Here is a 12,983-nt window from a genome sequence, read left to right on the forward strand (position 1 = left end):
TGGTATGGTTTTCGGATCCGGGGCAAAGATAAGGCTAATGGCGGAAACGGTAACTATAATATGAGACTAACAATCCCATGGCCACGCATTCTGAGCATTCAGCCTTTATTGATTAGACTTTCCGACCGGTTCCCACAAAAATAATCAGTGAACTCGTTTAGCTAATGCCGACATTGGGGCTTCAGATGGGGACTCTATCCCACCTGAAGTAAAAATAGGAACTCCCACTCAATAGAAGTGGTAGTCTTGGAATTTAATAAAATATTTTTAGGAGGAAGAAGTCGTGAAAAGGGTATTGGGAACAGCCTTGGTGTTGCTAAGTGTACTGGCTGTGATGGCGCTGGCGGTTGGTTGTGTCGGCGGAAGGGCCAAGGGTGTAAAAAGTGAAGGAGAACAACAGGCGGCCGCCGGGGATAAGTTGGTCTTTGGTTCGGATACTTCTTATGCGCCCTTTGAATTTTCTGATGTAGATGGTAAACTGGCCGGCTTTGATATGGAGATAATCGAGGCTATAAACGAGACAGTCGGCACCGACATTGAAGTTGTCGGCTATGATTTTAAAGGCTTGGTTCCGGCACTTGAAACCGCCGGCATTGATGGCGCTATTTCGGCTATGACTATTACCGAAGAACGTTTACAAAAAGTTGATTTTTCCATGCCTTATTATCTGTCGCTTCAGAGCGTAGCTGTGCAGGCCAGGAACGAAACCATCAAAAGTTTTGACGATTTAGAAGGTAATAAAATTGGCGTTCAGGCCGGCACCACCGGTGAAATCGAAGCCAATAGGGTGCCTAATGCCCGGGTAATCCCCTATGACACAATAGATAGCGGGTTTATGGATCTGAATAACGGTGCCGTTGATGCTATTGTTTGCGACTTCCCGGTGGTTGCTTATTACATTAATCAGGGCAATGACGGAATAAAAATTGCGGGCGATATGCAAACAAGCGAACACTACGGCATTGCCGTGCCCAAACAAAAACCGGAGGTGCTCAAAGCCGTAAATGACGGGTTGAAAATCATAAAAGAAAACGGTAAATATACCGAAATATATAAAAAGTGGTTCGGAGTTGAACCACCGGAATATTTGCCCGGTGAACCTCAGAGTTAATAATTATTTTAAATAAACATGATATATCTCGACATCAACCAGAAGTGGCTAAAACTACCGGCCATAACAAATACATGAAAAATCTCATGAAAGCCGAGCCAGCCGGGGATAATATTGGGCGGCCATTTGGTGCCGTAAAGTATAGCCCCGATGGTGTAGAACAAGCCGCCTAATGTCAGCCATAATATGCCGCCCGGGGAAACTGTCTGAAATAACGGCCAAAAAGGAATGGCTATGAGCCAGCCCATAAAAACATAAAATAATGTTGAAAACCACCGGGGGGCGTCCATCCATAAGATTTTTATTAAAATGCCTGCAATAGCCAGCAGCCATACGCCTACCAGAAAAGAATAGCCCCAGGCCCCTCGCAGGGGAATCAGACAAACCGGTGTATACGTGCCGGCGATTAGAATAAATATCATCATATGGTCTATGCGCCGCAAAATATAAACGCCCTTATCGGACAAAGGAAGCAGATGATAAAGAGCGCTGGCCGTATAAAGCAGTACCAGGCTGGCGCCGAATATGGAAAAGGCGACAATATGTGATACCGTGCCATGCAATACGGCATTATAAACCAGTGCGACCAAGGCCATAATTGATAAAATGGCCCCGGCTAAATGTGACAATCCGCTGAAAGGGTCTCTTAACCTGCTCATTTTTACCGACTCACTCCCATGTTGATGTTATCAAAGCATATTTTTCCCTTATCGCTTAAATTTATAATAAGTATTAGAGTTTTAATATCTAAACACTTGTCCATAAAATTAATGTTAACGAGAGTTAATTTTCTTGCCTGTGACAGTGATTAAACTGATCTGGCTGCGGTTTAGAAATCTAACCGGCATCACGCTGGTGCCCAGGCCGCTGTCAATATATAATGTGGTATCTGTGTCAATAGTATAAATTCCCTTATCGTACGAGGGGAAAAAACCTTGTCCCGGTACAATGATGGCTCCCGCGAAGGGCAGGCGTACCTGGCCGCCGTGGGTGTGACCGCATAAGACAAGATCGGTTCGGGTAATGGTTTTCTCGGCAACGATTTCCGGTGCATGGGCCAGTAACAAAGTAAAAATTTCCGTGTTGATATCCTGCGTTGCCATTTCCAAGTTGGCGCGTTCCTTGCTGGGATCGTCCACGCCGCAGATGTTAATGCTTATATGATTCCGCGACCAAACCACGTGTTTATTATTTATAATTTGCACTCCGCGGTTGGACAGGCCATCTAAAAATAACTTTGTCTGGCTGTTAGCCCATTCATGGTTGCCGCATATGAAAAAAGTATGCGGGTTTATTTGCACCAGTTCTTTGACTAGTGCAAATACATTATCGAAATTATTGGTTTTTCTGTCAATTAAATCACCGGTGATAACAATCAGGTCGGGGCTTATTTTTTTGATTTTCTGCAGCAAGTCCTGGTGGCGGTCATTGGGGTGCCAGTTGTGAAAGTCTGATATTTGTAGTATATTGATTTCGGCTTCGGGCGGAATTTTTTCAGAACTTATAGCTACCCGGTTGACCTTTGGACAGTTTATCTCAAAGTATATGTTTGCAGTAACTAAACCGGCCGTTAGTACACCAATTGCAGCCAGCTTTAGCCCCCATGAGGATATTGCTTGTATGCACAAATTTTACTACCCGCCTTTTAAATTATATATCTGAAACTATTGTGTTTTCCAAAATATGATTAATATTGTTAAAAAGAGTTTCAGGGGTGACTTAATTTTCTTGTTTAAGTCTCTGCCGACTTATGTTGTGCATCTTACTTAATTATAGCAAAAAATAACCTCCGATGGGCGTTAATTGAGAAAGTTAAATTACGGCTTCATTTACCGGTAATTAACCATCGGGGGACAGTGCGCCCGCGATATTAATACATAAAAAGCCGTAAAGGGATTAAACCCTTTCAATATTACTTAAAATATCCTGCCGGCTTGGAGAGGCTAAAGGTTTTTTTCTTTTTATGTATTTAATGAGCGTTGTTTAGACTGTTTATATTTGCGCCAGGCAGAATATGTAAAAAAATATTTATTATAGCGCATATTGCAGATTATATTATAATGGATTACGATAAAATATATCTTATAAGAGTATTTACAATGCAGTAATTGCGTGTGGCTTGCTTTTGACTTAATAACTGGCCAATAAGCCCCCGGCTGTCGTAATGCATAGTCTAACGGGCTAGTAAGTAGCTTGTTTAATAACCATGATAAATACTATTTGAGCTTATGAGATGAAGAAGGGAGAATTAATATTTTGCAATTACCACAGATTAAAATAGGACAGCTATTGCCCCGATTCCCGATTATTCAGGGGGGGATGGCTCTCCGGGTGTCCACTGCTCCGTTAGCCGCCGCTGTAGCTAATGCCGGGGGGATTGGCATTATCGGGGCCACCGGTATGGAGCCCGATGAATTGCGGAGAGAGATCAAAGAGGCGCGCCGGCAATCTTCGGGTATTATCGGTGTTAATATCATGTTTGCCGTGCGTAACTTTGCTACCTTGGTATATACGGCACTGGAGGAAAAAATTGACGTGGTTTTTTCCGGTGCGGGTTTCTCACGTGATATATTTGGCTGGGGGCGGGAGGCCGGAGTGCCGGTGGTATCCATTGTATCCTCGGGAAAACTCGCTGCTATTGCTGAAAAATATGGCGCCGCCGCGGTGGTGGCCGAAGGGACTGAGGCAGGGGGGCACCTGGGTACTCAGCGATCAATATGTGAAGTATTGCCTGAAGTTAGGAAGATGGTAAAAATTCCGGTAATTGCCGCCGGCGGTATTGTGGATGGATTTGGGGTGGCCCGGATGCTTAAACTGGGTGCCGATGGTGTGCAAATGGCCACTCGTTTTGTGCTGAGTAAAGAATGTGCCGTATCCGCAGCCTTTAAAGAAATGTACCTGCGGGCCACACCGGACGATGTAGTGCTTGTGGAGAGTCCCGTGGGTATGCCCGGGCGGGCGCTGCGCAATGCATTTGTAGAACAGTTGATGCAGGATAGCCTGCCCAGACCGGATAAGTGCCGTAATTGTCTCAAGGTGTGCTCCGGTAAATATTGCATCATGGATGCCCTGGAAAATTCCCGTATTGGCCAGGTGGACAAAGGGTTGGTTTTCTGCGGGCAAAATGTAGCTAAAATAAATGAAATATTGCCGGTAAGAGAAATATTCCGGCGCATAGTGGACGAGGTGGCTTTAGTGAAATAAAAATGTTGCTAATATAATTCTAAAAAAGGTATTGAGCCGCCAACAGTGCGACTACTGCGCTACCCAGGCTGAAAGCCAGGTTGCGGGTAAAATATGCTATTAGGCCCGCCAGTACTACGGCGGTCAGGTCGGTCAAGTGGGCCAGCGGGGCGAAGGCGCCGCTATCCGTTAGCAGCGGCGGTGCGATCATACTGGCGAAAATAACGGTAGGCAACAGCTTCAGCCATTTTTGAACCGCCGCTGATAGAGGGCGTTTATTAATGACGTAATAGGGCAGTAATCTGGGGATGGCAGTAGCCAGCGTCATTCCAATAATAATTAACCAGATTTGTGTATCCATTTTTGCACCCCCGGTACAGTAATTGAAGCCAGCAGGCTGGCCAGTAAAACAGCCATGCCCGCATAGCCGTTAATGGTGAAAAAGATGGCCAGAGCGGCGGCCAACACTGCCGCCAGTACCTCGGTCCAACTGGTTAAAGAAAGTGCTAAAATGGCGGCAAACAGTGCATACAGCGCGGCCTGCATGCCCAAGTCGGCAAGTCCCGGCAGGGCATTGCCCAGTAACAGTCCGGCCAGCGTGGCCAGCAGCCATTGTACATAAACGGACAGGTTGGCGCCTATAATATAGTGATAGTCGGCCTGTCCGCTTTTGCCCAGACGCTGGGAAATGAGGGCAAAGCTTTCATCGGTAATAAAAAGCCCTACCGGCAGGTAGCCGGCTGTCCGCCTTCCCGGTATAACACCGGCCACATATGAACTCATTAAAAAGTGGCGTAAGTTAATGAAGAAAGTACTCAGCACAATGGCAGTCACGGAAGCACCCGCACCCAGCATGGTGATGGCCGAAAATTGGCTGGCTCCGGCAAATACCAATCCGGACATGCTAAAAGCGGCCGGCGCCGACAGCCCGGCTTCGGCGGACATGGTGCCGAACAGCAGGCCCAGCGGCAACAGTTCAAAGGCAAAAACGAAACTTGCCATAAATCCCTGCATAAATTCTCTCCGGCTATTAGTCACATGATCACCCCTGTTTAGAGCATAGTCGCATTCTATCATAAATACGCTTTCTTTAAAATCCATGCTGTAGTTATTTTGCCTTTGCGATGTCATTAATTACATATTTATAAAATTAACCGAAAAAATTAACTTTTGGAGGGAATTTCATGTTCAGTCAGAATATCTTCGTCTACGGGGATAAGGTGCCGGAGGTGCATAAAACTGCGTTTATAGCTCCCGGGGCCCGCATTATTGGACGAGTAGTCATTGGTGCTAATTCCAGCGTTTGGTATAATGCGGTGATACGGGGTGACGTGGATGACGTGCAAATAGGCAGCGGCACTAATATTCAGGATGGTGCGGTGTTGCATGAGGACGGAGGATATCCGCTGGTTATCGGCGATAATGTCACGGTGGGGCATAACGCTACGGTGCATGGATGTCATGTGGAGGACGGCGCTGTTATCGGCATGGGGGCGGTTGTGCTGTCCGGAGCCAGAATAGGGGCTTTTAGTGTTATTGGTGCCGGGTCGCTGGTGCCGGGCGGCAAGCGGATTCCGCCGCACTCACTGGTTATAGGCTCGCCGGCTAAAGTAGTACGGGAGTTATCGCCGGAGGATATAGATAATTTCGGCAAAATGGCACAGAATTATCGTGATCGGGCCGGGTTTTTGCTAGGGGAAATGGAAAAGACGAGAGTTTAGCAGTTATAATATCAACTTGGCCGGCCGGATTAATCGTTGTTGTTTGTGAAATAAAGTTTTATAACAAAATGAACGAATATATGTTATAATACAATCTGTTGTTCTGTATTAGCGGCTAAGCCGACAAGAAAAAACAATATGTTTGTGAAAACGGAATAGCCGGAAATAATCTATGTTGCCTGTGTTTTGGGATTTTAGAATCATATTTATGCCAATTAACTGAATGTTTATAAGTCATACTATCAGCCCCGGGCTTTTTAATTTATAAGCGGACAACCAGTTTTATTATAGTATTATTTACCGGGGGGTGTTCTATGTATAGTAATCCGGTTGAGGCGGGGCAAGCTTCTCGGGTAAAAGTCTGGCTGGATACCGCTAAAAACTATATAGAGGTAACTAAGCCAAGATCGGTATTTTTACTTGTGTTTACAGCATTGGTGGCCATGTTCCTGGCAGCGGCGGAATATGCCATGCCCACGCCCGTACTCATTAAAGCGCTGGCGGCTATTACTCTGGCATGTTCCGGTGTTAATACGGTTAGCTGCTATGTGGACCGGGATATAGATGCTATTATGGAAAGAACCAGGCACCGGCCTATTCCCTCCGGTAGAATTGCCCCTCCGGTAAAGGCGCTGGTATGGGGGTTGGCCCAGTTTCTAGCGGCTTTGGGTATAGCGTTTTCCTTAAATCCGGCATCCTTTGTTTGTATATTTCTGGGTATGCTGGGCTATGTGGGTATTTACAGCCTGTGGTTCAAGCGCAAAAGTGCGTGGAATATTATTCTGGGTGGCTTCAGCGGTGGTTTGCCAACCATGTTTGGCTGGACGGCGGTGTCCGGCAAGGTTGAATTGCTGCCGGTATTGCTCAGCCTGCTGGTGGTTTTGTGGATTCCCAATCACATTTGGAATCTGGCCATATTTTATAAAGATGATTACCGAAAGGTGGGTGTGCCCATGCTGCCGGTAGTCTGCAATACCAGACGTACACTGCTGTATATTTTGTTTACCGTATTGGCTATGTTTGCTTTATCCATAGCTATGTACTATGTGGGTGATCTGGGGACCTTTTACTTTATGTCGGCCATAGTTTGCGGATTGGTCATTGCAGCCGGTAATATCTACCTGTTTTTTGCCCCGGAACAGAAAAAAGCTTGGTTTTTATACAAGTTGTCGAGCCCGTATTTGTTTTTGATATTTTTATCCATGATGCTTGACAGACATTTTTGATTGCTAAAATTTCTAAAAAAATATAGAATATATATTGTTAAGAGAAACTAGCAGCGTAATAACTACATGGTTTTATAACTAAGAGGTGATGACATGAGCTTTAATGATAACCATGTTGTTGATTTAGCACACAGTAACAGTACTATATTAAGGGCTGATCCCATGCTTGACGATGCTGAGAAAGTGCTTATCAGGCAGGCCGGTTCCACGGTGCATTATCCCAAGGGCCACGTCGTATTTGCAGCTGGTGATATATCCGACCGGGTATATCTGCTGGAAAGCGGCTGGGTTAAAATTTACAGGCTTTCAGCCGACGGTCGAAGAGTTACCGTAGGCAGTATCCGCAGTCCGGGTGAATTGATGGGGTTGGCTGAAACCATATTAGGCGTGGATCGTACCTGTTTTGCAGGTGCTATTAACAATGTAACGATGGTAGTCATGACCAGAGATAAATTTGAGGAATTAATGGCCCGGCATGCTTTCTTAGCTGTTAAAGTAGCTAAATTACTGGGAGCCCGGATGCGCGAGGCTGAGTCCATTATCCACGAGATGGTTTGCTGGCAAGCCCCGGGCAGGTTGGCCCTTATGCTTATTAAAATGGGTGAGCGCATGGGAGAACAGACTAAGAATGGTATTAAGATAAACCTTAAGCTTACTCACGAGGAGATAGCCAATATGGTAGGCACATCACGCCAGACGGTTACCTCATTGCTGAATACATTTAAGCAAGAGCATAGCATTGTCTATGAAGGCAGGGCAATAAGCATTGTTGATCCCGATAAATTAGCAAAATGGGTGGTTTAAGAAGACCGGTTGAATATAACCGGTCTTTTTAAGTTGGCCAAACTTATTGCCTGCCCCCCAAGAGCTATTTTGTTTTGCGTACATAAATAGCAAGGGCTTAAATGCTGTTGCGTGGACGGTTTTCACAAAGCTTGCAGTTAACCTGACAAACTATTGTCTGATATAAGACTGAAAAATTACGCTAAAAGTTATTTAATCTTAAGTAGAGCTATTTATTATTACCAACGGAGGAAAAAGGTAATGATTTTTAGAAACGTAATTATGCTTGAAGATTATGAAAGAGAAATGATTCGGCAGGCTGGCTTAATCAGACATTATACCCGGGGAGAAAATATTTTTTGCACGGGCGACCCGGCAGACCGGGTGTGCTTAATTGAAAGCGGTTGGGTAAAAATATTTCGGATAAATGGTGACGGGCGTTACGTTACGGTAGGCTCGATACGCAGGCAGGGTGAGCTTATGGGGTTGGCGGAGGCATTACACTGCGTGGAGCGCACCTGTAATGCCGGAGCTATCACGGATGTCAAACTGATCACTGTCTACCGGGAAGCATTTATTGAGCTGCTTGAGAGTGAAACTACCATTGCTTTAAAGGTGGCTAAATTGCTGGCCATGCGTATGCGGGATGCGGAAACGGGCGTGCATGAGATGGTTACTCACCAGGTATCCAGCCGGTTGGCACTGCTTTTGTTGAAAATTGCCGAAGGCTGTGGGCAACAGGTGGATGACGGCGTTAGAATAGAACCGCGTTTTACCCACGAGGACCTGGCAGCCATGATTGGCGCCTCCAGGCAAACGGTGACCTCCATATTGAGCGCTATGCGGGAGCAGCATTGCATAGAGATGGATGAGGGGATAATAAAAATAACTGATTGGCAGCGGCTGAGCAGGTATATCTCGCAAGGTAATGATTGCCGGGAAAGGCAATGTCTGAAATTAACCAGGGCAGCCAGGGATTGAAATCACAAGAAAAAAGAATATTTGCGACAAAAAAGTGTCATGCAAATGACACTTTTTTGTCGCAAAGGCGACCTATCTGATGTCAAGCCGCCGACATATAATTTGTCAATTATTTGCTAACCTTATAACAAAGATTATGAAAGTTGATGGTTGTTGTCTGGGCATAGGATTGTGCTTAATTGGCTTTATTGGCCTTTTAGGTAGTATTTGCTTTTCTATTTTATGCTTAAATAAGGGGGTGGGCGACAAATAATAACGATAGCTGTACCGGATTGAACTTTACGTGGAAAGCAGGTGGCGTAAAATGAATCTCAAAAAAATGTTGGATAAATGGTTTCACCCTAATGAAGCTGAGCAGGAGCGATTGCAAAATAGGATAAAGGAGTTGCAGGAACTTTCTAAGCTTGCCTTGGAGATAGATAATCGTGAAATCTACAAGAATTTGCAATCCGAGTCAAATGAATTATTTATGAAGTATTTAACCTATATATTTTTTGACAGTTTGCGCTTCATAGTGCCTCATTTATTATTACTGGCTGTTATTACTTCTAAGATAAAGTTTATTCGCCTGCCTGTAAATTTGCCCTTGCTGGGCAGTGAGATTTCCATCGTATTGGTATATCTGGTGGCAGTTATTATGTATTACATTGTTCGCAAGAGGATTAGAAGCAAAAAAATGCAGTTATCCAATGCCTGAATGCACATGATGTGCATGGACAGCATACCGGCGGGTAATCGCCGGTAGCGTCTGAGACAAAAAAAGTTGGGAGGTTGAAGGTATGGAGTTTTCAGTTGCGGGTGTCTCTGTAAGTCCGATAATACTTATTTTGTGGTCTTTATTTGTAGGTTATGTTTTCTCTACTGTGGGTGCCGCCGGTGGTATTCTGGCCGGTGTCGGTCACATTACTATCTACGGGATGAAAAATGCAAATGCTATTAAGCCGATGAACCAGGTATTGACGCTGATCAGCCCGGTTATTTCTTCCCCGCTGTACTTCAAGGAGCGCCGTCTGGTGGTTCCGGCCGCTATTGCCCTGGGCCTCGGTGGTATTCTGGGTGCAATTCTCGGTTCTTATCTTTCTCATACATTTTTACCGGACATGAAAAGTTATAAGCCGTTTTTCGGTGCTATTACCCTGTTCATCGCGGTAAAAATATGGATGGAAATGCTTCCTTCGGCACAAGAAAAACAAAAGTCGGTGAAAAAGGCCAACAAAGCATTTGAAGATAAAGTTAAAGAGCTTAAGGCCTCCGGTAGAATGAATGAACTTAAAGACATCGGTGTAAAATTTAGTGAAATGGGTCTTACCAGCAATACTTTCACATTTGCGGGTGAAACATTTAAATATAACGCTCTGTCGCCGTTTATCGCGGGCGCTATTGTATCAATTATATCGGCGGCCCTTGGTGTAGGCGGCGGTTTCCTGCTGGTTCCGTACTTAAGCAGTATGCTTGGTTTCCCCATGTTTATCGTAGCCGGTACGTCGGTGCTTTCCATCCTGGTATCCTCGGCCACAAGTATCGCCAACTATGTACGTATGGGCAGCAGCCTGGACTTTGCCATGCTGGGCTTTGAGGTTATCGGTGTAGTTATCGGTTCCTACCTTGGCCCCGTTCTTTCCAAGTACATCAAAGGCCAATACCTGAAAATCTTCCTGGCCGTGATTTTAACTTACATCGGCACAGGTTATATTCTGGCTGCCTTTGGTATTAAAATTATCTAATTACAGCTATAGCAATAATACTAATATAGAAAAATTGGTGCACCCGGTCAAAAAGCCGTTTCGGCGGATTATTGACCGGGTGTTTATTTGATCCATGGTTTACTGAACTTGTCTTAAATTATCTTGCAATATATAATATGGATGATACGCTGATTGAACCGTGCTTTGGCTAAATTGAACGTGTTGTCGGTGGCAGGGGGATAGCATATGGGGCTGTTTATGGTAGGTTTGGGTGGTATTCTGGGCGCTTTGGCGCGTTATGGCATTAGTATAATATTAAATGACCGCGGTTTAGTCCCCTGGGGGACACTGGCCGTTAATATGTCGGGCTGTTTTATGCTGGCCCTGTTTTTAACTTTGATTTTATATAAATATAGCAGTCAATCATATTTAGTGCTGGCTGTTTCCACCGGTTTTATCGGTTCGTTGACCACTTTTTCCACTCTAAGTATAGAGGGTGTGACTCTTTTTCGATCTTCCGCGCTTTTAGCCTTTATTTATATGGTCCTGACCCTGGCGGGCGGTTACCTGTTTGTAGGGGCCGGCTACACTGCCGGGCAATATATTGCGGCTACTGCCGGGTTTAAAAAATGGGCCGGGCTGACCGCGGAGGGGGCGGATAAATGATTGACGTGGCAGCGGTAGGGGTCGGCGGGTTTTTGGGTGCTGTGAGCCGCTATTTGGTGGTTAGAATGATTGCCAAAGTATGGCGTGGGGATTTTCCCCTGGGCACCTTCGTGGTGAATATGCTGGGCAGTTTTGCCTTGGGCTTGTTGGTTGCCTACCCTTATTTCGCTGTTCGGCTTATGGGCGGCAGTGCCCGGGTGGCCATTGGTGTGGGGTTTATGGGTTCATTTACCACTTATTCCACCTTTATGTACGAGAGTTTTATGTTGGGCAAGCGGGGAAAAGTGTGGCTTGGTTTTGCCTATGTACTGGCCAGCGTGGCAATGGGCTTATTTTTAGCCTGGCTGGCTGTTTATTGTCTCTGATGCTTATTATGACCCTGCGTATCGGCGCAGGCTATTTTTTTGCCGGCGCCGGCAATTGGAAACATGATTAAATCCGCAGCGTTGCTGTTAATCTTTGGGGATACATGAGCAGTTCCAGACCGTCATTAATATCCTTTACCACCACATCTGCACACTGCAGCGTTTTTACCGCGGCTCCTTCCGGACCCAGTATCACGATACCCAGGGCAGCCCGGGCCAGCATCAGCCTGTCGTTGGCTCCGTTACCTACCGCTGCCACATTTTCCGCTCCCAAATCAGCCACAAATTTTTCCTTTTCTTCAGTGCCAACCGGTTGTTTAAGGATTTGCACCGCAGCGTTTATTCCCCGGCATGCATCCGCGCATTTGCCAAAGGTATCCGCCGTCAATATGTGCACATTAATATGTATACTTAATAAATTTAATTTTTCCTTCACGCCGGGCAGCGGTATACCGTCTTTGGCCAATGTGCCGTTGTAATCCAAGACAATGTGTTTAATATGCAATTGTTCTTGTCCGGGAATGTCAATGCTTATCATAATTAACACCCTTTCTGAGAAGAATATGTTTAGTCAATATTAACATTCGCATTTGCTAAAAACAACGTGTACGCTTTGGAAGGAAGGAATCAGATTGGCAAGTGACATGCAAAGCGAAGCAATCAAATCATGGGTGAACAAAGATATCCTTGACAGGACACTGTCGGCAGCTATTCATGGCGCCCCGGAAATCAAGCACGGTGAAAAGATGCATTATTTGGGCGAGTTCAGGGAACGGGTTTTTCGATTGCTTACCAAAGAACAAGTTGCCCAGCCGGGCATTTACCCGGAAATAGTGGAGGCACTTAATGATCGGCGGGCCGCTAAATTAATTGTCAGCGGCTATATCAATGATCGCACGGTGGAAAAATACAGGCAACTGGCCAGACAAATGGGTAAGAGCTATACAGTGGTTCATGACCCTGCTTTAGTCGGAAATGCCGGGCTGGTGGTGGTTGCTGACGATGCTGTGGATATTATGCATATTGACGTACCGGACAGAAAAGCAAGGCTTGGCCGGTTAGGCATACCGCCGGCTTTAGCGGATGCCGCCGGGAAAAAAGTGTGCGAAAAGTGCTATAAAAAAATTGTCCGGGCAGATCAGGAAGAAGCTCTTAATTATCGCAAACTCACTTTGACAGACCGTTTCTGGGGTGAAGACTGCGCCGCTTGTGAGGACGGACATGGAAATGAAAAAGCATAAGCGCGATTCTTTTGCTTCACG

16 protein-coding genes are annotated in these 12,983 nt (G+C 45.6%); 11 read left to right on the forward strand and 5 right to left on the reverse strand.

Going from position 1 to position 12,983, the window contains the following annotated elements; genetic code table 11:
* The first annotated feature begins 283 nt into the window (after positions 1-283).
* Positions 284-1,111, forward strand: coding sequence for a basic amino acid ABC transporter substrate-binding protein (locus ABDB91_RS05090; protein ID WP_347490533.1), 828 nt, complete (start codon positions 284-286; stop codon positions 1,109-1,111).
* An 8-nt stretch (positions 1,112-1,119) separates the two neighbouring features.
* Here ABDB91_RS05090 and ABDB91_RS05095 read toward each other — a convergent pair whose 3' ends face one another.
* Together ABDB91_RS05095 and ABDB91_RS05100 are read right to left on the reverse strand one after the other, a co-directional pair.
* A complete protein-coding gene (locus ABDB91_RS05095) occupies positions 1,120-1,770 on the reverse strand; it encodes a hemolysin III family protein (RefSeq protein WP_347490534.1) in 651 nt (216 codons plus the stop codon).
* A 114-nt stretch (positions 1,771-1,884) separates the two neighbouring features.
* Complete coding sequence (locus tag ABDB91_RS05100) at positions 1,885-2,739, reverse strand: metallophosphoesterase (protein WP_347490535.1); 855 nt, start codon at positions 2,737-2,739, stop codon at positions 1,885-1,887.
* Between the two features lie 628 nt (positions 2,740-3,367).
* On the opposite strand from ABDB91_RS05100, the gene ABDB91_RS05105 reads away from it, so the two are divergent.
* Positions 3,368-4,315, forward strand: a complete 948-nt coding sequence (locus ABDB91_RS05105) for a nitronate monooxygenase (protein WP_347490536.1) — start codon at positions 3,368-3,370, stop codon at positions 4,313-4,315.
* Between the two features lie 19 nt (positions 4,316-4,334).
* Here ABDB91_RS05105 and ABDB91_RS05110 read toward each other — a convergent pair whose 3' ends face one another.
* Positions 4,335-4,655, reverse strand: coding sequence for an AzlD domain-containing protein (locus tag ABDB91_RS05110; RefSeq protein WP_347490537.1), 321 nt, complete (start codon positions 4,653-4,655; stop codon positions 4,335-4,337).
* Positions 4,634-5,332, reverse strand: coding sequence for an AzlC family ABC transporter permease (locus ABDB91_RS05115; RefSeq protein ID WP_347490538.1), 699 nt, complete (start codon positions 5,330-5,332; stop codon positions 4,634-4,636). The genes ABDB91_RS05110 and ABDB91_RS05115 overlap by 22 nt, the downstream gene beginning before the upstream one ends.
* Before the next feature lie 146 nt (positions 5,333-5,478).
* On the opposite strand from ABDB91_RS05115, the gene ABDB91_RS05120 reads away from it, so the two are divergent.
* The 8 genes from ABDB91_RS05120 to crcB all read left to right on the forward strand — a co-directional run bounded on the left by ABDB91_RS05120 (position 5,479) and on the right by crcB (position 11,721).
* The gene (locus ABDB91_RS05120) at positions 5,479-6,015 is read left to right on the forward strand and encodes a gamma carbonic anhydrase family protein (protein ID WP_347490539.1); all 537 of its coding nucleotides are present in this window, start codon (positions 5,479-5,481) and stop codon (positions 6,013-6,015) included.
* A gap of 314 nt (positions 6,016-6,329) precedes the next feature.
* Positions 6,330-7,241 carry a heme o synthase gene (gene cyoE / locus ABDB91_RS05125; protein WP_347490540.1) on the forward strand — a complete coding sequence of 304 codons (912 nt, stop codon included), beginning with the start codon at positions 6,330-6,332 and terminating at the stop codon, positions 7,239-7,241.
* 162 nt (positions 7,242-7,403) lie between these two features.
* Complete coding sequence (locus tag ABDB91_RS05130) at positions 7,404-8,045, forward strand: Crp/Fnr family transcriptional regulator (RefSeq protein ID WP_347491537.1); 642 nt, start codon at positions 7,404-7,406, stop codon at positions 8,043-8,045.
* A gap of 240 nt (positions 8,046-8,285) precedes the next feature.
* Positions 8,286-9,005 (forward strand): Crp/Fnr family transcriptional regulator, encoded by a 720-nt coding sequence (locus tag ABDB91_RS05135; protein WP_347490541.1) that lies wholly within the window; start codon positions 8,286-8,288, stop codon positions 9,003-9,005.
* 304 nt (positions 9,006-9,309) lie between these two features.
* Positions 9,310-9,702, forward strand: a complete 393-nt coding sequence (locus tag ABDB91_RS05140) for a hypothetical protein (protein WP_347490542.1) — start codon at positions 9,310-9,312, stop codon at positions 9,700-9,702.
* A gap of 82 nt (positions 9,703-9,784) precedes the next feature.
* Positions 9,785-10,729 carry a sulfite exporter TauE/SafE family protein gene (locus tag ABDB91_RS05145; RefSeq protein ID WP_347490543.1) on the forward strand — a complete coding sequence of 315 codons (945 nt, stop codon included), beginning with the start codon at positions 9,785-9,787 and terminating at the stop codon, positions 10,727-10,729.
* A 207-nt stretch (positions 10,730-10,936) separates the two neighbouring features.
* The gene (locus ABDB91_RS05150) at positions 10,937-11,356 is read left to right on the forward strand and encodes a CrcB family protein (RefSeq protein ID WP_347490544.1); all 420 of its coding nucleotides are present in this window, start codon (positions 10,937-10,939) and stop codon (positions 11,354-11,356) included.
* Entirely contained in the window at positions 11,353-11,721 is a 369-nt protein-coding gene (gene crcB, locus ABDB91_RS05155; RefSeq protein ID WP_347490545.1) for a fluoride efflux transporter CrcB, read from the forward strand. Before ABDB91_RS05150 ends, crcB begins: the two co-directional genes overlap by 4 nt.
* A gap of 67 nt (positions 11,722-11,788) precedes the next feature.
* Here crcB and ABDB91_RS05160 read toward each other — a convergent pair whose 3' ends face one another.
* The gene (locus tag ABDB91_RS05160) at positions 11,789-12,259 is read right to left on the reverse strand and encodes an ATPase P (RefSeq protein WP_347490546.1); all 471 of its coding nucleotides are present in this window, start codon (positions 12,257-12,259) and stop codon (positions 11,789-11,791) included.
* A 94-nt stretch (positions 12,260-12,353) separates the two neighbouring features.
* On the opposite strand from ABDB91_RS05160, the gene ABDB91_RS05165 reads away from it, so the two are divergent.
* The gene (locus ABDB91_RS05165; protein ID WP_347490547.1) at positions 12,354-12,962 is read left to right on the forward strand and encodes a YueI family protein; all 609 of its coding nucleotides are present in this window, start codon (positions 12,354-12,356) and stop codon (positions 12,960-12,962) included.
* Positions 12,963-12,983: the final 21 nt, after the last annotated feature.

Origin of the sequence: Desulfoscipio sp. XC116, assembly GCF_039851975.1 — a bacterium.
Lineage (GTDB): Bacteria > Bacillota > Desulfotomaculia > Desulfotomaculales > Desulfallaceae > Sporotomaculum.

What these genes read in the sequence shown, in the direction of transcription:
- ABDB91_RS05095 (WP_347490534.1), bottom strand. Translation starts at nt 1,770, where the DNA reads ATGAGCAGGTTAAGAGACCCTTTCAGCGGATTGTCACATTTAGCCGGG.
- ABDB91_RS05110 (WP_347490537.1), bottom strand. Translation starts at nt 4,655, where the DNA reads ATGGATACACAAATCTGGTTAATTATTATTGGAATGACGCTGGCTACT.
- ABDB91_RS05120 (WP_347490539.1), top strand. Translation starts at nt 5,479, where the DNA reads ATGTTCAGTCAGAATATCTTCGTCTACGGGGATAAGGTGCCGGAGGTG.
- cyoE (WP_347490540.1), top strand. Translation starts at nt 6,330, where the DNA reads ATGTATAGTAATCCGGTTGAGGCGGGGCAAGCTTCTCGGGTAAAAGTC.
- ABDB91_RS05130 (WP_347491537.1), top strand. Translation starts at nt 7,404, where the DNA reads ATGCTTGACGATGCTGAGAAAGTGCTTATCAGGCAGGCCGGTTCCACG.
- ABDB91_RS05135 (WP_347490541.1), top strand. Translation starts at nt 8,286, where the DNA reads ATGATTTTTAGAAACGTAATTATGCTTGAAGATTATGAAAGAGAAATG.
- ABDB91_RS05140 (WP_347490542.1), top strand. Translation starts at nt 9,310, where the DNA reads ATGAATCTCAAAAAAATGTTGGATAAATGGTTTCACCCTAATGAAGCT.
- ABDB91_RS05145 (WP_347490543.1), top strand. Translation starts at nt 9,785, where the DNA reads ATGGAGTTTTCAGTTGCGGGTGTCTCTGTAAGTCCGATAATACTTATT.
- ABDB91_RS05150 (WP_347490544.1), top strand. Translation starts at nt 10,937, where the DNA reads ATGGGGCTGTTTATGGTAGGTTTGGGTGGTATTCTGGGCGCTTTGGCG.
- crcB (WP_347490545.1), top strand. Translation starts at nt 11,353, where the DNA reads ATGATTGACGTGGCAGCGGTAGGGGTCGGCGGGTTTTTGGGTGCTGTG.
- ABDB91_RS05160 (WP_347490546.1), bottom strand. Translation starts at nt 12,259, where the DNA reads ATGATAAGCATTGACATTCCCGGACAAGAACAATTGCATATTAAACAC.